The organism is Plantactinospora veratri, assembly GCF_036421995.1.
In the GTDB taxonomy this organism is placed as follows: domain Bacteria; phylum Actinomycetota; class Actinomycetes; order Mycobacteriales; family Micromonosporaceae; genus Plantactinospora; species Plantactinospora veratri.
This window is the reverse complement of sequence record NZ_JAZGQL010000001.1, coordinates 547,022-566,260: the sequence shown is the minus strand read 5'-3', so window position 1 is coordinate 566,260 and position 19,239 is coordinate 547,022. Positions and strand designations below refer to the sequence as shown.

The 19,239-nt window shown below is 70.0% G+C and carries 19 protein-coding genes and 1 tRNA gene; 5 read left to right on the top strand and 15 right to left on the bottom strand.

Annotation, left to right across the window (positions count from 1 at the left end):
* Positions 1-339 precede the first annotated feature (339 nt).
* Positions 340-1,839 carry an FAD-binding oxidoreductase gene (locus V1634_RS02585; protein WP_331206080.1) on the top strand — a complete coding sequence of 500 codons (1,500 nt, stop codon included), beginning with the start codon at positions 340-342 and terminating at the stop codon, positions 1,837-1,839.
* Between the two features lie 282 nt (positions 1,840-2,121).
* Here the strand turns inward: V1634_RS02585 and V1634_RS02580 are convergent, their stop codons facing one another.
* The 8 genes from V1634_RS02580 to V1634_RS02545 form a co-directional block, all read right to left on the bottom strand.
* Positions 2,122-3,387, bottom strand: a complete 1,266-nt coding sequence (locus tag V1634_RS02580; protein ID WP_331206079.1) for an MFS transporter — start codon at positions 3,385-3,387, stop codon at positions 2,122-2,124.
* 236 nt (positions 3,388-3,623) lie between these two features.
* Positions 3,624-4,508 carry a zinc metalloprotease HtpX gene (gene htpX, locus V1634_RS02575; protein WP_331206078.1) on the bottom strand — a complete coding sequence of 295 codons (885 nt, stop codon included), beginning with the start codon at positions 4,506-4,508 and terminating at the stop codon, positions 3,624-3,626.
* Positions 4,509-4,638: 130 nt separating this feature from the next.
* The gene (locus V1634_RS02570) at positions 4,639-6,246 is read right to left on the bottom strand and encodes an NADH-quinone oxidoreductase subunit N (protein ID WP_331206077.1); all 1,608 of its coding nucleotides are present in this window, start codon (positions 6,244-6,246) and stop codon (positions 4,639-4,641) included.
* A gap of 22 nt (positions 6,247-6,268) precedes the next feature.
* On the bottom strand, positions 6,269-7,792 hold the full coding sequence (locus V1634_RS02565) for a complex I subunit 4 family protein (protein WP_331206076.1): 1,524 nt from the start codon (positions 7,790-7,792) through the stop codon (positions 6,269-6,271).
* Positions 7,789-9,729 (bottom strand): NADH-quinone oxidoreductase subunit 5 family protein, encoded by a 1,941-nt coding sequence (locus V1634_RS02560; protein ID WP_331206075.1) that lies wholly within the window; start codon positions 9,727-9,729, stop codon positions 7,789-7,791. The genes V1634_RS02565 and V1634_RS02560 overlap by 4 nt, the downstream gene beginning before the upstream one ends.
* Positions 9,726-10,190 carry an NADH-quinone oxidoreductase subunit NuoK gene (gene nuoK / locus V1634_RS02555; RefSeq protein WP_331206074.1) on the bottom strand — a complete coding sequence of 155 codons (465 nt, stop codon included), beginning with the start codon at positions 10,188-10,190 and terminating at the stop codon, positions 9,726-9,728. Before nuoK ends, V1634_RS02560 begins: the two co-directional genes overlap by 4 nt.
* A complete protein-coding gene (locus V1634_RS02550; RefSeq protein WP_331206073.1) occupies positions 10,187-10,690 on the bottom strand; it encodes an NADH-quinone oxidoreductase subunit J family protein in 504 nt (167 codons plus the stop codon). Before V1634_RS02550 ends, nuoK begins: the two co-directional genes overlap by 4 nt.
* A complete protein-coding gene (locus tag V1634_RS02545) occupies positions 10,687-11,346 on the bottom strand; it encodes a NuoI/complex I 23 kDa subunit family protein (RefSeq protein WP_331206072.1) in 660 nt (219 codons plus the stop codon). The genes V1634_RS02550 and V1634_RS02545 overlap by 4 nt, the downstream gene beginning before the upstream one ends.
* 133 nt (positions 11,347-11,479) lie before the next feature.
* On the opposite strand from V1634_RS02545, the gene V1634_RS02540 reads away from it, so the two are divergent.
* The 3 genes from V1634_RS02540 to V1634_RS02530 all read left to right on the top strand — a co-directional run bounded on the left by V1634_RS02540 (position 11,480) and on the right by V1634_RS02530 (position 12,562).
* Positions 11,480-11,641 (top strand): hypothetical protein, encoded by a 162-nt coding sequence (locus V1634_RS02540; RefSeq protein ID WP_331206071.1) that lies wholly within the window; start codon positions 11,480-11,482, stop codon positions 11,639-11,641.
* Positions 11,641-12,051, top strand: coding sequence for a Uma2 family endonuclease (locus V1634_RS02535; protein WP_331206070.1), 411 nt, complete (start codon positions 11,641-11,643; stop codon positions 12,049-12,051). Before V1634_RS02540 ends, V1634_RS02535 begins: the two co-directional genes overlap by 1 nt.
* Positions 12,052-12,286: 235 nt before the next feature.
* Positions 12,287-12,562 (top strand): hypothetical protein, encoded by a 276-nt coding sequence (locus tag V1634_RS02530; RefSeq protein WP_331206069.1) that lies wholly within the window; start codon positions 12,287-12,289, stop codon positions 12,560-12,562.
* A gap of 180 nt (positions 12,563-12,742) precedes the next feature.
* Here the strand turns inward: V1634_RS02530 and V1634_RS02525 are convergent, their stop codons facing one another.
* On the bottom strand, positions 12,743-13,834 hold the full coding sequence (locus V1634_RS02525; protein WP_331206068.1) for an ABC transporter ATP-binding protein: 1,092 nt from the start codon (positions 13,832-13,834) through the stop codon (positions 12,743-12,745).
* 321 nt (positions 13,835-14,155) lie between these two features.
* Between V1634_RS02525 and V1634_RS02520 the strand changes: the two genes are divergently transcribed.
* A tRNA-Thr gene (locus V1634_RS02520) sits at positions 14,156-14,232 on the top strand.
* Between the two features lie 270 nt (positions 14,233-14,502).
* Here V1634_RS02520 and V1634_RS02515 read toward each other — a convergent pair.
* From V1634_RS02515 to V1634_RS02490, 6 genes are read right to left on the bottom strand one after another with little or no spacing between them, the layout of a single operon-like run.
* Complete coding sequence (locus V1634_RS02515; RefSeq protein ID WP_331206067.1) at positions 14,503-15,489, bottom strand: agmatine deiminase family protein; 987 nt, start codon at positions 15,487-15,489, stop codon at positions 14,503-14,505.
* Positions 15,490-15,493: 4 nt separating this feature from the next.
* Positions 15,494-15,886, bottom strand: coding sequence for a hypothetical protein (locus tag V1634_RS02510; RefSeq protein WP_331206066.1), 393 nt, complete (start codon positions 15,884-15,886; stop codon positions 15,494-15,496).
* Between the two features lies 1 nt (position 15,887).
* The gene (locus V1634_RS02505) at positions 15,888-16,652 is read right to left on the bottom strand and encodes a PAS domain-containing protein (protein WP_331206065.1); all 765 of its coding nucleotides are present in this window, start codon (positions 16,650-16,652) and stop codon (positions 15,888-15,890) included.
* A gap of 16 nt (positions 16,653-16,668) precedes the next feature.
* On the bottom strand, positions 16,669-17,469 hold the full coding sequence (locus tag V1634_RS02500) for an SDR family NAD(P)-dependent oxidoreductase (RefSeq protein WP_331206064.1): 801 nt from the start codon (positions 17,467-17,469) through the stop codon (positions 16,669-16,671).
* A gap of 1 nt (position 17,470) precedes the next feature.
* Entirely contained in the window at positions 17,471-18,112 is a 642-nt protein-coding gene (locus V1634_RS02495) for a 2OG-Fe(II) oxygenase (protein WP_331206063.1), read from the bottom strand.
* On the bottom strand, positions 18,109-18,792 hold the full coding sequence (locus V1634_RS02490) for a class I SAM-dependent DNA methyltransferase (RefSeq protein WP_331206121.1): 684 nt from the start codon (positions 18,790-18,792) through the stop codon (positions 18,109-18,111). Before V1634_RS02490 ends, V1634_RS02495 begins: the two co-directional genes overlap by 4 nt.
* Positions 18,793-19,239: the final 447 nt, after the last annotated feature.

Here is a 19,239-nt window from a genome sequence, read left to right as displayed (position 1 = left end):
GGGTTGGGAACACCCCGCCGCGGGGGCACGGGGCCTTTTGTCGTCACCGTCGGTCGTCGTCGGTCGATAACGATCGACCCACGACGGCCCGGTGACGACGACCGACCCGACTCCCTGCGGCACCGCCTGGCCCCCGACCTGGGCTTAGGGCGGCTACCAGGCCACCCGGACCACGATGCCTGATCCGCCCGGAAGGGTAGTTCCGGGTCACCCGGCCGAGTTTCGAGACAAAGTTTCAGATATCCGGACAAGCCTCTCGTAATACCGTCGGTTACACGCCATGCGGAGGGGAACGGTCCCTCCTCGATGCTGGCGTACCCGATCGAGAGGATGCGGACCATGCACGACCTTTCTCGTCGCGACCTGCTCAAGGCGACGGCGGCCGTCGGCGCCGGGGCGGTCGTGCTCCCGGGCGTCATGGCCGGGGGCACTCCGAGCCACGCCAACGACGGCTCGGGTACGTCCTTCGAAACGAAGAGCACGCCCGCGCAACTCACCGGCCGCATCGTCCGTCCCGAGGACCCCGGATACGCCGAGGCGAGCCTCGGCTGGGACGAGCTTTTCGTCCGCTATCCGCTGGTCATCGTCTTCGCCCAGGAGACCCAGGACGTGGTCAACGCCCTCACCTGGGCGCGACAGAACGACGTCGCGCTGCGGATACGGAGTGGCCGGCACAGCCTTGAGGGCTGGTCCAACGTGGACAACGGCATCGTGATCGACGTGAGCGAGCTCAAGTCGACCCGGATCGACACCGCGAACCGCACCGCGACAGTCGGCGCCGGCCTCAACCAGTTGGAGGCGGTGACCGCGCTGGGGCAGCAGGACCTCGCGGTGACGACCGGGACCGAGGGAAGTGTCGGCCTCTCCGGCGCCACCCTCGGCGGCGGCTTCGGCTTCCTCACCCGCTACCTCGGCATGGCCTGCGACAACCTGATCGGAGCGGAGATCGTCATCGCTTCGGGGGCCGACGGCGCGAAGGCGATCGAGGTGGACCGGAGGCACAATCCGGACCTGCTCTGGGCGCTGCGTGGAGCGGGCAACGGCAACTTCGGGATCGTCACCTCGCTCACATACAAGGTGACTCCGCTGAGGCGGGTGGCATACCTACAGGCGACCTGGGAGGGCCTCGACGACCTGCACGGGGTCTTCGACACCTGGCAGCGCACGGCACCGCTCGCCGACTTCCGCCTCGGAACGCAGCTCGAAATCCACAAATCCCAGATCCTGCTGTTCGGGGTGCTCACCGAAGGGTCGGATGCCGGGGTGAAGGCGCTGCTGGAACCGGTCCTCTCGGTCGGCAACCCCGAGGTCAGCGTGCAGATCGGGGGCTGGGGCGAGATATACACCGCGTTCCAGATACCGACCGAGGACGAACCGGCCAACTGGAAGTTCTTCTCGCAGTTCACCTCCGAACCGTTCCCGACAGAGGCGATCAGCATCATCCGGGCGTTCATGGAGAACGCACCGTCCGACGACAGCAACTTCTTCACCCAGGCCTTCGGCACGGGGGCGCAGAGGACCGCACCGCCCGGCGGTTCGGCGTTCCCGCACCGCGACGCGCTCTTCTACTCCGAGCCCGGCGTCGGCTGGGGTACCCGTGGAGAGCCGGACAGCGGCGACGCCACCACCCCGGTCGCGCAGACCTGGATCGCCGAGTTCAGCCAGGCACTGCGCCCCTACGTGCGCGGCGCCTACGTCAACGTGCCGAACATCGGGATGTCGGAGTGGGAGACCGCCTACTGGGGGTCCAACTTCGACCGGCTGCGCAGGATCAAGGGCAAGTACGACCCCTACAACGTCTTCCAGTACGAGCAGAGCATCCCACCCGCGACCTGCTGAACTACTCGAAGAACTCGGCACCCGACGGGTCCATGCCCGGGCTGCTTCCTGGCTGGATGCCGCCGGTCAGACCCAACTCCGCCGGCCACCACCATGGTCGGTGGTCGGTGTGGCGCCAGGGACGACGACAGCCTGCCCGGCAGCCTGCCCCGGGTCGTCGCCGCGACACCAGGGCAGAAAGCCGAGCTGTGGATGACCCGCCGCCCTGTGCACAAGCCCCTGAACACGCACTCCCGGTGCTAGGCACCCGCTTCGCTAGCGCCTCTGACCGGCCGGGACTCCTCAGCTCTCGGTGGCGAGCGCCTGCTCCAGGCGTACCTCGGCCTGGGCTTCGGCGCGGGCGATCGAGCCGGTGGGTAGCGCCGCGACCACCGCGGCGGCCGCCACCGCCAGCCCGGCGAAGATGAAGGCCCACGGTACGCCGACCTGGTCGGCCAGTACCCCGGCCACGGCGCCGCCGGCAGCGCTGGCCCCGACCGCCACGGTGACCACCCAGGTGTACGACTCGTTCAGCATGCTCACCGGGGAGATCCGGCCGACCATGGTGTTCTCCACGGTCAGCGCGGGAGCGATGGTGGCCCCGCCGAACACCAGTGCCACGCCGAGCGCGATCGGGCTGGGCATCACCGCGAAGACCACGAAGGTGGCGGCGAGCAGGCCGAGGAGCTGCCCGAACTGGCGGGCGGCGTTCCGGGCCGGCTTGCGGGTGCCGAACCAGAGGCCGCCGAGCGCGCTGCCCGTCCCCCACATCGCCAGCAGCACTCCGGCGACGCTCTCCGCGTTGGCCGGGTCGTGCGCGGAGGCGTACGCCGGCACTGCCACCCCGGCGGCGCCGAACGCGATGCCGAGGCCGGCGACGCAGAAGAGCAGCGCCGGGAAGCCGCCGACCCGCAGCGGGCCGAGTCCCTTGGCGTGGCTGTCCCGGGGGTGTGGCCGCCAGCCGCGCATCACCCGGCCGAGCGCCACCGTCATCGTGCCGACCAGGGTCACCACGGCTGCCCCGAGCAGCGCTGCCGCCGCGTCGGCCAGCAGTACGAAGGCGGCGACCAGCAGCGGGCCGACCACGAAGACCACCTCGAAGAGGGTGGTCTCGGCGGCGAGCGCGGTGTTGCGCAGGGCGTACCGGCCGGAGGCGGGGTCGGTGAGGTCGTTCCAGGCGCCCCGGATCGCGGCGGTCAGCGGCGGGTACGTCGCGCCGGCCACCGCCGAGGCGGTGAAGATCAGTGCGAGCGCGTCCGAGCCGGCGCGGCTGGCGAGCAGCAGCCCGACCAGCGCCACCGGGTGGGCCACGGCGGTGACCAGCAGTACCGGGCTCGGCCCGACCCGGTCGGCGATCCGGCCGGCGACCGGGCTGAGCGCCGCACCGGCGAGCGCGTACACCCCGCCGGCCACGGCGGCCAGGGAGTACCGGTCGGTGACCTGCTCGACGACGAGCAGCAGCGCCAGCGGGGTCATGCCGATGCCGAGCCGGCCGACTATGCCGGCGATCAACAGCATCGGCGCGCCGGGAATGCGCCACACTCCCAGGTACTGCCGCAGCGCGGTCACGGGTCAGAACCCCCTCGGGTCGTCGCAGGTAGGTCGTCGCAGCTAACGACTGGTCGTCGCAGGTAACGACTGGAAGACGTTCCGACACTAACGCGACCGACCGACGCGATGAACCCGATTAGTGCGAAGTCACGATCTTGTCCGCATCGGTACCTGGGGCAGGCACGACGAACCGGCCCCGACCCCCGTCACGGGGAGCCGGGGCCGGTCGACTACTGGCCTGCGGGCCGGAGACGTCAGCGCTGGTACTGGACCGGGCCGACGTCGGTGCGCGCCATCTGCTCCAGGCGGCGTACCCGCTCCTCCATCTTCGGGTGGGTGGAGAAGAGGCTCGCCACACCGCCGCCCCGGAACGGGTTGTCGATCATCAGGTGGGCGGTGCTGGTCAGCCGGTTGTCGGCCGGCAGCGGCAGCGCCTTCGTACCAGCGTGGATCTTGCGAAGCGCGCTGGCCAGTGCCAGCGGGTCCCGGGTCAGCGCGGCACCCGAGGCGTCCGCCTGGAACTCCCGGTTACGGCTGATGGCGAGCTGGATCAGGGTGGCCGCGATCGGGCCGAGGATCAGCGTCAGCAGCAGTACGGCCGGGTTCGGCGAGTCCTCGTCGTCCCCGCCGCCCAGCGGGATGAACCAGGCGATGTTGGCCAGCATGGTGATGATGCCGGCCAGGCCGGCCGCCACACTGGAGATCAGGATGTCCCGGTTGTAGACGTGGGACAGCTCGTGACCGATGACGCCCCGCAACTCCCGGTAGTCCAGGATCTGCGTGATGCCCTGGGTCACGGCGACCGCCGCGTTCTGCGGGTTACGCCCCGTCGCGAACGCGTTCGGCTGCATCGTCGGGCTGACGTACAACCGGGGCATCGGCTGCTTCGCCTCGGTCGCCAGCTCCCGGACCATCTGGTAGAGCGCCGGGAATTCGGCCTCGGTGACCGGTTGGGCCCGCATCGCGCGCAACGCGAGCTTGTCCGACCAGAAGTAGCTGGCGGCGTTCATGCCCAGCGAGACCAGTACGGCGATCACCAGACCGCCGCTGCCGCCGAACCAGTAACCGACGCCGAGGATGAGAGCGGTGAGCAGGCCAAGAAGCGCGGCTGTCTTGAGCCGGTTGTGATGGCTATGCACGATAACTCCTTCGGTGCGCGGGCCGGTGGACCCGCTGACCGGTCCAACACCGGGATACCCTCTCAACAATCCGGATATGACTGTGAGTTACCTGAGAAAGGGCCCCAACAGCCGCCCGAGGCGGCAAATCTCACAGTGCGGCGACGTCCAGGATCAGTTGCGGGGCGAACCCGACGACGATCGCGACCAGGGTCGCCAGGGCCAGTGCGGCGACAACCGCCCAGGCCGGACGGGCCGGCTCGGCGGCCGGCACCGGACTGCCGTCACCGGAAGCGGCCGGCGCACCCGGATCGGCGGCGGCCACCACCGGCGCGGCGGCGGCGTCACCGGCCCGCTCGGCGGCCGGCTCCGGAGCGTAGAGGGTGGCGGCGACCCGTACGTAGTAGGCGAGCCCGACCACGGCGTTCAGCGCCACCACCACGGCGAGCCAGCCGGCCTCCCCGGCAAGCAGCGAGCGCACGACGGTGACCTTGGCGAAGAGCCCGGCCAGTCCGGGCGGCAGGCCGGCGAGCCCGACCAGGGCCAGCACGAACGCCGCCCCGACCCAGGGCCGGCGCCGGGCCGCGCCCCGGTAGTCCGCGATCTCGCCACCGTCGGCGACCGCCGGCCGCAGCGCCACCACCGCGCCGAACGCGGCCAGCTCCAGCACCACGAAGAAGACCGTGTACGCCACCGCGGCCGCCACCGCCGTGTCGATCGCCTCCGCGCTCCGCCCCGACGACAGCGCCAGCGCGCCGAGCGGGGCGACGATGTAGCCCGCCTGGGCCACCGACGACCAGGCCAGCAGCCGGACCATCCGGCGCTGCCGGAGCGCCACCAGGTTGCCGACCGTCATGGTCAGCACCGCCACCACGGCCAGCAGCGGACCGGTCAGCCGGGCCGGCAGGGCGGCGGCGGTGACCGCGAGCAGCGCGACCACCCCGCCGAGCTTGGAGGCGGTCGACAGGTAGGCAGCGACCGGCACCGGGGCGCCGTCGTAGGTGGCCGGCGCCCAGGCGTGGAACGGCACCGCCGCCACCTTGAAAGCCAGCCCGAGCACGATCAGCGCCACCGCGACCACGGTCAGCGGCAGGCTCAGCAGCGCCGGGCCGGTCGGGAAGTCGCCGCCGAGCGGGACCGGCCGGTTCGCCTCCGCCGTGAAGACCGCGTCGAGCCGGCTCAGGTGCACCGCCCCGGTGACCGCGTAGAGCAGCGCGGCGCCGAGCAGGGTGATCGCGGTGGCCACCACGCTGACCACGAAGAAGGTCAGCGCCGCCTCGGCACCGGCGACGCTGCGGTGCCGGAGCCCGACCAGCACGTAGAGCGGCAGGGTCAGCGTCTCCAGGGCGACGACCAGGGTGATCAGGTCGCCGGCCGCGCCGAGTACCACGCCGCCGGTCATCGAGCAGGCGAGCAGGAAGCAGTACTCCCCCGGCGGCACCTGCCCGGAGCGCAGCAGCGGGGCGGAGAGCGCCAGCACCCCGAGGGTGAGCAGCGCGAAGAGGCAGCCGACCAGCGCCGCCCGGCCGTTCGCCAGATAGGAGCAGTCGGTCCCGGCGCAGAACGTGCCCCGGGATCCGGCGGCACCGACCAGCACCGCGCCGAGCGCGGTGGCGGCGGCCCCGGCCGCGAAGACGGCCACCGTCGCGCCGCGCCGGCCGATCAGCAGGTCGGTCAGGAGCACGAGTACGGCGGTGCCGGCCGCCAGGTACGCCGGCAGCAGCGCCACGTTGTCCACGCTCTGGATCACGGCGCCCACCGCCCGGCCCGCTGATCGCGGCTCATCGGATCGCCTCCAGTAGTGCCCCGACCGGCACCTCGGCGTAGCCGAGCACCAGGGTCGGGGCGAGCCCGATGGCGAGGGCGAGCAGCACCAGCGGCCCCCAGGCGAGCAGCTCGGCACCGTGCAGTCCCGGCGTCAGGGTCAGCACGTTGGGGTTGGCCGGCCCGTGCGTGACCCGGCGCAGCAGCCGCAGCAGGTACGCCGCCGTCAGCGCGCCGCCGAGCGCGGCCAGCACGGCCAGTGTGGTCCAGAGTGGACCGCCCACCCGCCAGGCGGCCACCACCGCGAAGGCCTCGCCCCAGAAACCGGCCAGGCCGGGCAGCCCGAGCGAGGCGATGGCGGCGAAGCCGAGCAGCCCGGCGAGCCGGGGCGTACTCTCGCGCAGCCCGCCCAGCTCGGCCAGCGCCCCGGTGTGTGCCCGGTCCTTCACCGCCCCGGCGAGGAAGAAGAGCAGGCCGGTGATGACGCCGTGCGCGATGTTGCCGATCAGCGCCGCCTGGATGCCGGTGGCGGTCAGCGTGGCGATGCCGAGCAGCACGAACCCCATGTGCCCGACGCTCGAATAGGCGATCAGCCGCTTCAGCTCGCTCTGTGCCAGGCAGACCAGCGAGCCGACGATGATCGCCGCCACCGCCAGCACCCCGAGCACCCCGGCTGCCGCCCGGGCCCCCTCCGGCGCCACCCCGACCGCCACCCGGATCAGCCCGTACGTGCCCATCTTCAGCAGTACGCCGGCCAGGATCACGCTGCCGACCGTCGGCGCCTGGGTGTGCGCGTCCGGCAGCCAGGAGTGCAGCGGCCAGAGCGGGCTCTTCACCGCGAACGCGATCGCCAGCAGGATGAACGCGGCGATCTGGGTGCCCCGGGACAGTCCCGCACCGCCGGTCAGCTCGGTCAGGTCGGCGGTGCCGGCGGCGGTGACCACGGTGAAGACGCCGACCAGCAGCAGTACCGAGCCGAAGAGGGTGTAGAGGGCGAACTTCCGGGCCGCGTGCTGCCGGTCCTCGCCACCCCAGACCGCGATGATCGCGTACATCGGCAGGAGCACGACCTCGAAGAAGAGGAAGAAGAGCACCAGGTCGAGGGCGAGGAAGGTGCCGAGGATGCCGACCTCGACCACCAGCAGCAGCGCGACGAGGCTGCGGCCCCGGCCCGGTGCCGGCACCCGCCACCAGGTGTACGCGCAGCAGAGCAGGGTCAGCAGCGCGGTCAGCACCACCAGTGGATAGGAGACCCCGTCGACGCCGAGCTGGAACCGCAGGTCGAGGCCGGGCACCCAGGTCAGGTCCAGTTCGTGCCACGGTCGGATCCCGGGCGCACCGGCACCCTCCGGCTGGTAGACCACCCAGGTGTCGGTGGCGCCGACCGCCAGCAGCGCGGCCAGCACCAGGGTCACCGCGGCGAAGGCCGTACCGGTGATCCGGGCGGCCCGGTCGAACCGGCCCGGCAGCACGGCGAGCACCGCCGCACCGAGCGCCGGCACCGCCAGCGTGGCGACCAGGCCGATCCCGCCGAGGGTCACGTCGTCCCCCCGAGGGCCAGTACGGCGGCGAGGCCGAGCAGCAGGGCACCGCCGAGCACCGCCACCACCGCCCGGGGCATCCCGGCCCGGTGCAGCAGCTCCATCCCGCCGCCGAGTCCGCTGGTCCCCCGGCCGGTCCCCTCGACCGCCCCGTCCACCAGCCCCTCGTCGCCGCGCCGGGCCAGCCGGCCGAGCGCCCGCACCGGCCGTACGACCAGGGCGTGCTGGACCTCGTCGAGCCAGAAGGCCCGGGCGAAGGCCGGGCGCAGCGGACCCGGTCCGGTCGCCGGGTCGGCGGCCGGGTCGGCCCGCCAGCGCCACCAGGCGAGGCCGGCACCGGCCACCAGCAACGCCACCGGGATGATCACGAAGCTGTCCAGGTGGGTCTCGTCCAGCGCCAGCGCGTCCCGGAACGGGGTGACGAAGACCGCCAGTCCGAGCACCACGCTCGGCACCGCGAGCAGGATCACCGGCCAGCGCAGCAGCCCGGGCGGATCGTGCGGCGGGCCGGCCGGGGTGTGCGCGGGGGATCCGGCCGGTGCGTCGATCGCCGACGCCGGGCTGGCGTGCGCGGCCGGGGTGTCGACCGGATGGGTCTGCGCCCGGGAGGTGCCGAGGAAGGTGCGCAGCAGCAGCCGGGTGGCGTACCAGGCGGTCAGCCCGACCCCGACCAGCCCGGCGAGCCAGACCAGCCAGCCCACCCAGGCGGCGGTCGGGCCGGCATGGTGCAGGGCCGCCCGCTCGGCGACGACCAGGATCCCGTCCTTGCTCCAGAAGCCGGCCAGCGGCGGCACCCCGGCCAGTGCGGCCAGCCCGATCGCCGTGCACCAGAAGGTCACCGGCATCGGCCGGCGCAACCCGCCCATCGCGGACATCAGGTTGCTGCCGACGGCATGGATCACCGCACCGGCGGCCAGGAAGAGCAGCGCCTTGAAGGCGGCGTGGCTGAGCAGGTGGAAGAGCGCCGCCGGTGGCGAGCCGACCGCCAGCGCCCCGGCCATGTAGCCGAGCTGCGAGACCGTCGACCAGGCGAGTACCCGCTTGATGTCGTCCTGCGCGGTGGCGGCGAGCGCACCGAGCAGCAGGGTGACCGCGGCCATCACGCCGAGTACGGCGAGCGCGACCGGGGCCCGCTCGAAGAGCGGGAAGAGCCGGGTCACCGCGTAGATCCCGGCCGCCACCATCGTCGCGGCGTGGATCAGCGCCGAGATCGGGGTCGGGCCGGCCATCGCGTCCGGCAGCCAGGTGTGCAGCGGGAACTGGGCGCTCTTCCCGGCCACCCCGGCGAGCAGCAGCAGGCAGGCGGCGGTCAGCGTGCCGGAATCGAAGTCGTGGGCCAGCACGTCGGTGATCCGGAAGCTGCCGGCCCGCACGCCGAGGATCACGATGCCGAGCAGGAAGCCGACGTCACCGACCCGGGTGACCAGGAACGCCTTCACGGCGGCGGCGGGCGCCTCCGGCAGCCGGCGGTCGTGGGCGATGAGCAGGTAGGAGCAGATGCCCATCACCTCCCAGCCGACCAGCAGCATGATCAGGTCACCGGCCACCACCACCAGCAGCATCGCGGCGGTGAAGAGGCTGACCTGGGCGGCGTAGGGGGCGTACCGGTCGTCGTCGTGCAGGTAGCCGACCGAGTAGACCTGCACCGCCAGCGCGACCGCCGCGACGGCGATCGCGACCAGGGCGGCGGCCGGGTCCAGCCGGAGGGTGAGGGTGACCGGCAGCCCGCCGAAGTCGACCCACTCGGCGCTCGCCTCGGTGCCCCGGCCGTCGAGCGCGAAGACCAGCCCGACCGCCGCCGCCAGCGCCACCGCCGCACCGCCGATGCCGAGCGCCGCCGCGCCGGCCCGGGACCGCTGCGGCAGCAACAGCCCGACCAGGGCCACTCCGAAGGGTACGGCCGGCAGCAGCGCGGCGAGCGTCTGTGCGGCGGTCATCGATCCGCTCCCGGTGCCTGTCCCGCCGCACCTGTCGTCGTCGCCCGTGTCGTCGGCCCCGACCCGGTCAGCGCCGGAGCCGCCACGATCGCCTGCGGCCCGGCGTCCGGGATGTGCGCGTCGAGGCGTACGTCGTCGATGGCGACCGTGCCGCGCAGCCGGTAGAGCTGGAGCACGATCGCCAGCCCCACTCCCACCTCGGCGGCGGCGATCACGATGACGAAGAGCGTGAACGCCTGCCCGGTGAGCGGCAGCGGCGGGGCACCGTCGACGCCCGGGGCCGGGTGGCCCAGTGCCGCGTGCAGCGGGGCGGCGTCGGCGGTGACCAGCAGCAGGTTGACGGCGTTGAGCATCAGCTCGACGGCCATCAGCACCAGTACGGCGTTGCGGCGGCGGAGCACGCCGTAGACGCCCAGGCCGAAGAGGAGGGCGGCGACGACGTACGGGATGGCGGGCCTCACTGGCGCCGCCCCGGAATCCGTACGCTGATCGCGATCGCTCCGACCAGAGCGGAGAGGAGCAGCACCGAGAGCACCTCGAACGGGAGCACCCAGGAGCGGAAGATCTCGGTGCCGATCCGTTCCGCCGTACCGGCCTCCGGCAGCTCCACCGTGGACCACCGGTACGCGTCGACCAGCAGCGCGGCCAGGCCCAGCCCGGTCCCGCCGCCGATCAGCGCGGCCGGCCAGCCGGGCCGGTCCAGGTCGTCGGCGGCACCGATCGGCGCCCGGGTCAGCATCACCGCGAAGAGCAGCAGCACCACCACCGCGCCGACGTAGATGAGCAACTGCACCCAGGCCACCAGCTCGGCGGTGAGTACCAGATAGAGCCCGGCGACCGCACCGAGGCAGGCCACCAGGTAGAGCCCGGCCCGGACCAGGTGCCGGGTGGAGACCACGAGTACCCCGGACCCGACCGCCACCGCCCCGAGGGCCAGCATCAGCACGTCGACGGCGCTCACGGCGGCTCCTCGTCGACCGGGGAGCCGGAGGTCGTCCGGTCAGCCGCGGGCGGGGCGGAGGCAGGCGGGTCGGGGGCGGGGCGGGTCGGTGCCGGGCGGGCCGGGCGACGGGTGCGTACCGCCGGACCGGCCGCGCGGTCCCCGGCCGCACCCGGGGCGGCGGCCTTGCGCGCGGCGGCCTCCTCCTTGGCCGGCTCGCCGTTCGGGTCGTGCGCGGGTGGCGGCGGCACGGTCGCCATCCACTCCCCGAGGTGCTCCTTGTCGTGCAGCAGATCCCGGATGTCGTACTCGGCGTACTCGAACTCCGGCGACCAGTAGAGCGCGTCGAACGGGCAGACCTCGATGCAGATGCCGCAGTACATGCAGAGCGAGAAGTCGATGTCGAAGCGGTCCAGTACGTTGCGCTGGCGCGGCCGGGCCGCACCGGGGACCGCCACCTCCTCCTTGTGGGAGTCGATGTAGATGCACCAGTCCGGGCACTCGCGGGCGCAGAGCATGCAGACCGTGCAGTTCTCCTCCAGCAGCGCGATCACGCCCCGGGATCGCGGCGGCAGCTCGGGGGCGACGTCCGGGTACTGCTGGGTGTGCGAGCGCCGGGTCATCGTCTTGAGGGTGACGGCCAGCCCTTTCGCCAACCCCTCGCCCGGGACGCTCATGCCAGCACTCCGCCGCGCTCGCTCATGGGCCTTATCCTGCCGTGTCGGCGGTTCCAGCGCGACCACCCCCGGCCAGTTGAGGCGGTACGGTGGCATCGGGTGACGTAAGTCCGCCATCCGCGAGAGGGAAGTCATGACCGCGGCCCTGAACGATCCGTACCCGCCGGCCGGCGGGTGGACGACGGACGACCTCGACGCCATGCCCGACGACGGCCACCGCCGCGAGCTTCTCGACGGAGTCCTGATCATGTCGCCCTCCCCACCGCGGCACACCAGACCATCGCCGGCCGCCTGATGGTCGCGCTCGAAGAGGGCTGCCCGGACGGGTACGACGTCACCCAGGCGGTCGAGGTGCGGATCAGTCAGCGGCGATCCTTCATCCCCGACGTGCTGGTCACCACCGCCACCGCGGCGGCCCGCCGGACCGCGAGGTACGAGCCACACGAGGTGGTACTCGCCGGGGAGATCGTCTCCGCGGGTTCGCAGTCGATGGACCGGATCCTCAAGCCGGCCCTGTACGCCAAGGCCGGAATCCCCTACTACTGGCGGATCGAGACCGACGGCGGCCTGGTCGTACACACCAACCGGCTGGACCCGGTCGAGGAGATCTACGTCGAGACGGGCCGGTGGACGGAGGCCGTCGACACCGGCGAGCCCTGGCCGGTCAACCTGCCGGTCAGCCGGCTGACCCCCCGCCACCTCTAGCCGCCCCGAAGTCCCGCCCGCCGACGACGGACATCGAGGGTGGGGTGGGCGTCGTGAGCGGCCACACACTGCTCGGAAGAGCGCTGCGGAACGGATCCGGCTGACGCCCGGCGACGTGGTCGCCAGGCGCCGTTACCCCGATCCGCCGCTGCGGCGCGGTCGGCCCGGCGACCGGGCGGAGCTGTCTGCTCCCGCCCGGTCACCCCCGGGCGCACCGCGACGAGCAGACAGGGGGATGGCGGTGGAACTCGACGCGCGCGAGGCACTGATCCTCAGCGGCCACCTGGACGTCGCGGCGAGCGGTCCGCCGCTACCCCACGAAGTTGTCTGGACACGCCTGGTCGAAACGATCCGGCTGCATCGGATGATCGGCGGATTGTGTCAGGCGTGTGGCGAGCGGGCCGGTCCGGAGGGCCGGTGCTTCAAAGCCGCGATAGCGGTGGAATGGTGCCGGCAAAACCCGATGACGCTTCTCGATCAGTCCGCTCCCGGCACCCCTGAATCCGCGTGACGGGTGGCTGGTCCCCCGGGGTCGTGGGGGGGGGGCGGGGCGGGGCCGCCCCCCCCCCCCCCCCCCCCCCCCGGCCGCGCCCCCCCCCCCCCCCCCGGGGGGGGGGGGGGGGGGGGACGGGGGGGGGGGGGGGGGCCCCCCCCCCCCCCCCCCCCCCCCGACGCGGTTGGTTCGGAGGGATCAGATCCGGTTGCCGGTGACGGCGTGGAAGGCGTGGTTCCGACCGGTACGCGGCTTCACGTAGACGGTGTCGCCCATGTTCGGCATGTTCCGCCGGTCGGTACGCACCACGAACCGCTCCGAGGTGCCGTCGATCGCGGCGTGGCCGTAGACGTTCGCGTCCGAGCCGAGGTCCTCGACCAGCTCGACGACGAGGGCGAGGCCGCCCTCGCTCTGCGAGACCAGGTCGCAGTCCTCCGGACGGAAGCCGACGGTCACCTTGCCGTTGCCACCCTCGGCCTTGGCCGCGGCAACCTGCTCCCGGGTCAGCGGGATGGCCAGGTCGGCGAACATCGCCCCGCTCTCGATCAGCGGCACCGTCTTGATGTTCATCGCGGGGGAGCCCATGAAGCCGGCGACGAAGACGTTGGCCGGGGTGTCGTAGAGCTCACGCGGGGTGTCGACCTGCTGGAGCACGCCGTCCAGCATGACCGCCACCCGGTGGCCCATGGTCATCGCCTCGACCTGGTCGTGCGTGACGTAGACGGTGGTGACGCCGAGCTTGGCCTGCAGGGTCGCGATCTGGGTACGCGTCTGCACCCGGAGCTTGGCGTCCAGGTTCGACAGCGGCTCGTCCATCAGGAAGACCTGCGGCTCCCGGACGATCGCCCGGCCCATCGCGACCCGCTGGCGCTGACCGCCGGAGAGCGCCTTGGGCTTGCGGCTGAGGTAGTCCTCCAGCTGGAGCAGGGCGGCCGCTTCCTTGACCCGCCGGTCGATCTCCGACTTCGAGGTCTTGCGGAGCTTCAGCGCGAACGCCATGTTCTCGTAGACCGTCATGTGCGGGTAGAGCGCGTAGTTCTGGAAGACCATCGCGATGTCGCGGGCCTTCGGCGGCAGGTGGGTGACGTCCCGGGTGTCGATGTAGATCGAGCCGTCGTCGACGTCTTCCAGCCCGGCGAGCATGCGGAGGCTGGTGGACTTGCCGCAGCCGGAGGGGCCGACGAGAACGAGGAACTCGCCGTCGCCGATCTCCAGGTCGAGGTGGTCGACCGCTGGGCGCTCGGTACCCGGGTAGATCCGGGTGGCCTTCGAGTAGGTAACCGTAGCCATGGTGCAGCGCTTCCTTCCACCGGCAGGAACGTGCCGGACGATCCGAGTGAAAGAGCGACCGGCGCGCTACCGCACCGGTCCGTGGAGGGCATCCGGGCGGCCGTGGGCAGCGTCGGGTGTCATCCGCGTCACGCCACGGTAAACGGGTTTTTCTCACATGCCAAGGTGAGGCGGCATTTCTGGGATGTACCTGACGAACATTTCGGGCATCCGGGCATGGTCCGCCACCAAGCGCGTCAGGGGTCGACCGGTGTCGGGTATCGGAATCAGTGCCGCCCATGGTAGGAGGGCATCTGTCGCTATGCTGACCACGAACATCGCGCCCCTGTAGCTCAGTTGGCCAGAGCACTCGCCTTGTAAGCGAGATGTCGCCGGTTCGAGCCCGGCCGGGGGCTCCAACTACATCAGCCGCTCACCGACGTGCGGGCCGGCACCCCGGCCGGGTGGCGCCACCACGAGCCGCGCGACCCGGAACGCCGGCCGGGGCGACGAGCTGGCGCCCGGAGGGTCCGTCGGCGGGACACATGGTCCGTGACGGGTGCGGCTGGCCATTGCGGGCACGGCCGGCCGAGCCGAGCAGAACAGCGTCGGGAGCCGCCGACGGCTCCCCGGCCAGGGGGCACCGCCGCGCGGCGGGCTGACACAGGACCGGACCCCGAGCACGCGACCTAGAAGTACGGCACCTGCATCGTGACGCAATGTGGCCCACCTCCGCCGTAGGTGAGTGCGTACGAGGGAGTGAAGGTCACCTCTCTCCCCGGAAACACCTCCCGGAAGAACCCCCGGGCCCAAGCGTCACTCTGGCTTCCCACGGTAGGTAGGATGATCGAGTCTCGGGTCAGCACGAAATTCAGATACGGCGCTGGCTGGTTCGATCCGTCGGGGAGCCGAACGTAGGGCAGCCGGTCGCACTGCACCACCGTCAGGTCGGGGGCCTGGGAACGGATCGCTTCGGTGTTCCCGGCAAGTCTCTCGCAGTTCGGGTTGTCCCCCGTCGCGGATTGAACCAGTACCGTCTCGCTGTCGCAGAAGACGGCTACGTTGTCTACGTGGCCGTCCGTGTTCTTCAAGTCCTCGAGCAGGCCGTGTGGAATCCAGATGAGACGGTCGACTCCCAGGTTGGACGACAGGATCCCCGTGGCCTCTTCAAGGGTGGTCCGACCGTTCCGGTTCGGGTGCAGCACACTCTCCGCTGAGGAAAGCAGGTCTCCCGATCCATTGGTGGACACGGCTCCGCCTTCGAGAACCCATGGCACCCAGGTCCGCCGTACGCCGAAGTACCCGCTGACCGCGCGGCCGAGGCTTCTGTCGCCATCGCTGGGCCTGAACCGGTTGCCCCAGGAGTTGAAATCGAAGTCCACGGCGACCGGTCTGGCGTCGTCGAGGCAGAAGAGTGGACCGTTGTCCCTGACCCAGCCATCGTCGATCGGGTGACGGAGAACAGCCAGGCGAGGAAGCTTCGCCGCCCAGGTGACCGACGCCATGTCAGCAGGGTGAACGACCAACAGCACCTCCTCCGACTCACTGATGGTCCTGATCAGTGACTCGTACTCGGCTCGCGCGTCGGGAAGGACGGATCCCCACACTTCAGGACGTCGTGGCCAGCTTACGACAGTAGCTTTGTGTCGTTCCCACTCCGGGGGAAAGGTCAACATCCCACTACCTCCATCCATGCCGCGTAACCAGGTAGAGCCGCAGTGGCAGTGCCAGTACTCCGCCCATTGTGAGGAACAGGCTCACGGCTAACAGAAGGTGCGCGCGGCGGCGCCAGTTCCTGGTGAGTTCGTTGCGTGCGCTCTCCTGTTCTCTCCTGCCGAGGCTGCGAGGAACAGCGGCGAGCGCAACCTCGAGTTCGGATAGGGCGACGGCCAGGTTGCAGAAGACCACCGAGCCTGCCAGCAGGAGGCCGCAACTGACGAGCAGTACTGGCCAGGCACGGGGAAGATCATCGCCCAGGAACACCGAACTCACGATGTTGGTCGAGGTGCCGATCACTCCGCCGCCGATGAATGCAAAGAAGATCGATCCCAGGGATCGTATGCGGGTCAACACCTCAATCCACGTCTTTACTTCGTACGCGATCCGTCCAGCCCCTGATGTCGTCGCCGACCCGCTCCAGGGCGGCCCTCAAATCCTCCGCCGTCTCTGCCGACCGACACCGCAGTTCTATGTTTTCGAGCTCGAGGTCGACCGCTCTAGCGGCCGTCGTCACCCTGGAAAACTCGCGCTCATACAGTTGCTGGACGTGGTTCCTGGTCCGCTCGGAGGCGCTGTTGACAAACTCGTCCAGTTCCCTGATGGTGCGATCTCTCATGTATTTGACTTCGTCCCGGATACGGCCCACCCGGAGGACAGCCTCGTCGCGGTCGCGTTCGAGCGCATACCTTCGGCTCTCCCTCCGGGCGATGCCCAGCTCGCGCAGTGTACGGTGCTCGTCCTTCCTGAGTTCGAGGTCGCTGATCTCGACGCCAATTTCGGCCTGAAATCGCTTGCCGGTCTCTCTGTCGGTGATTCGGAAGCAATTCGTCAACATATAGCGCACACGGCCGCCGGCATCGGCGTCGTAGGCGAGGAGGTTCTTGTAACGGCGCCCCGTGTCGATTATCCGTCGACAGTCCTCCAGCGAGGCGTCACGTTCCGCCTCGTCCACGAACATGTCGAGGTAGTTCCGCCCGATTATCTCTTCCGATGTGAATCCATAGATCTCCTCGGCGCCCCGGTTCCACAGGACGACCTGGAAGTCGCGGTCGCAGGCCCATATCGCCACGTGAGACTCGTTGAACAGTTCAAGAACCAGACGCTCCGACACTTCGTCCACGCACAAATGCTCCCGCTCACTCCGGAGCGCCCGGGGCACTCGACTCGTTTTCCAGATCGACGTATTCCTGCCTCATGATGACGTCCACATTGGTGTAGCCCCCGTCCACCACCAAAGCGGATCCAGTGACATAACCCGAGTCTGGACCCAGGAAGAACGCCACGGTCCTGGCGACGTCCTCGGGCGTTCCGTTCCGTCCCAGCGGCGTGTTGCCTGCCGCGGCGTAGGACGCATCGGTGGACATGCCCGTATCGATCCAGCCCGGGCAGACCGCGTTCACGCGGATTCCCGCTGGCGCAAGGAGATTCCCCAGGCTTTTGGTCACGTTGACCAGGGCTGCCTTGCTGGCGGAGTAGGCAATACTTCCGAAGGATCCCGTGAAGCCGTCCGTGCTTGCGATGTTCACGACCGAGCCGCCGGTGTTCATGTTCTCGTACAGGGCGTGTGTGAGGGCCACGGCCGCATCGACGTTGACGGCGAAGGTGCCGCGCCACTCCTCGACAGAGAAGTCCTTCCACATCTGGAAATCGATCGCGCCGGCGTTGTTTACGAGGCCGTCGATCCGCCCGGTTTCCTTCACCTTGGCCGCGAAGCTTCGAAGGCTGGAGGTGTTCGCGAGGTCGACGTGCAACATCCGTACCCGTTGCCCCAACTCCTCCTGCAGCTTGTCTGCTTCTTCCTGGCCGGTGTTGAAGGCACCGATCACGGTGGCTCCCTCTTTGACCAGGAGACGCAGAATGCCCTCCCCGATGCCGCGCGAAGCGCCGGTTACCACGACTACTTTGTCAACAAAAGAACCAGCCACCACTGCTCCCACCTCAAGAATCGACCTTGGTCCTACTGTAGAGATAGCCGTCAAGTGCTGGCGAACGCTCGGCCAGCGTTTCGGCAGTAAAGAAGTTCATCGGTACACTCACTCTAATTCCTCGCCGCTTGAGCGGAGTCACGCGATGCGGCGCCTCCCTCGCGTCGAAGAGGAGCAGGTGTCCGGCGCACGGGACGCAGACGGCATCGTCGTACTCTCCCCTGAAAGTGAGCATGCCGCCGTCTTCGAGGTCATGGCTCGTGGCGAAGAGAAGGCCCGTCAGTGGATTCGTGTCCACGTGCCACTCGTATTTGCTTCCCCTGCCCCGAAGGATGTTGACGTTGACTCCGTTCCGGATGTCGTCGGAGGCCAGGAGTTGCCCGCCCCATGTTTCGCTTGCCAATTGGAGAAACTCGTTACGGTACAGCCGGTCCAGCCACGGTACTGTCTGCGCGACCTGGGCCCCGTCGAGCAACTCATACTCGATCACCGTGCCGGGTGGCTCCAGACTGCTGCCGTCGCTCGCGTCCAGCCGCGCTGGTCTCGCATGCGTTTCGACCGCTTCGAGCAGCTCGGCCGTCCAATTCGTCGGCAGTACGTCCAGGGCGTTGAGATCTAGTCGAGCGAAGCGTCTCGGCAGTCCTTTCAGGGTCATCTTTGGTCCCGCTTTCTAGCGACAACCTCGTAGGTGTGGCCAAGGAACGGTACTGCCCGGTCCAAGAGGGTGCTGAGTTGCCACAGAGGCGGCCACTCGACGACCCCGGAGAACGTTCCCCTGTTCTCGACAGCTACTCGTTGGAGTCCGGCCGACGACAGCAACTGGACGATCTGTCGGCGAGCGACGGTGTGAGTCGGTGCGCCGAGGTCGGCCACACGAGAGACGCCGCGTGTCCAATAGACCTCGGTCGGCCGGCACCTGCCGCGGATGATTCTCCGCAGCGCCGTCCGGTTGAGGAATGACAGGTAGACCCATCCGTCGGTCGCGAGTACGGCCTCGACCTCCGTCAACAGCCGTCCCAGGTCGCCGGCGTACGACGCCGACATGGAAAACGCGGTGACCAGATCGAAATATCGTCGAGGCAGATCGTGCAGATCGTCCATGGGCCCTCGACTGAGGCTGACGTGGGGGTATTTGCCTCCCAATACGCCCAGCATGCCGGTCGAAATGTCCCGTCCCGTGTAGGAGATATCGGCGAAGGCGGCCGACGTCAACTCGTATCCCAAGCCGGTTCCGCAACCGAGGTCCAGTACTCTCGGAGGCCGGTGCGGAGTCATCTGACCCAAGAGTTCGAGTACGGCTCGGTCCTCGGCTCTGCTCCATGCTCCCGTGTACATCTGGTCGTAACCGGCGGCCAGCGTGTCGAAAGGTGCCGTGGTGTGCTCCCCTCGTCGCCCGGGGGCCGGGTCGGCCAGTCCGCCCCCTGCTTTGGAGGTGTGTGCCAAAGGGTCTACCTCTCCAAGGCGCCAGACGAGCGGGGCTACACAAATCCACTGGCGTGAACGTCCTCACGTTCTATCAGTCACGCTGCACCGGCTTTGTCGGTAATCAGACAGTCTGGAGAATCGCCGCCTTCTCCCACCCACGCGGGCAAAACGCCGCGCCGTCCCGTCAGACCCACGGACGGAACCTACGATGAGCTCGTCCGGCGTTCGGTCGCCGTGCGGCGAATCCGGCAGCGCGGTCTGCCGCCGTGGGCGGAGCGGGGCTGCCGATCAGGCTTACCCGCCTACCACCGGGTGGTTACCGGACAGGTGCCGACAGGTCACGTCGGAGCGGCGCGG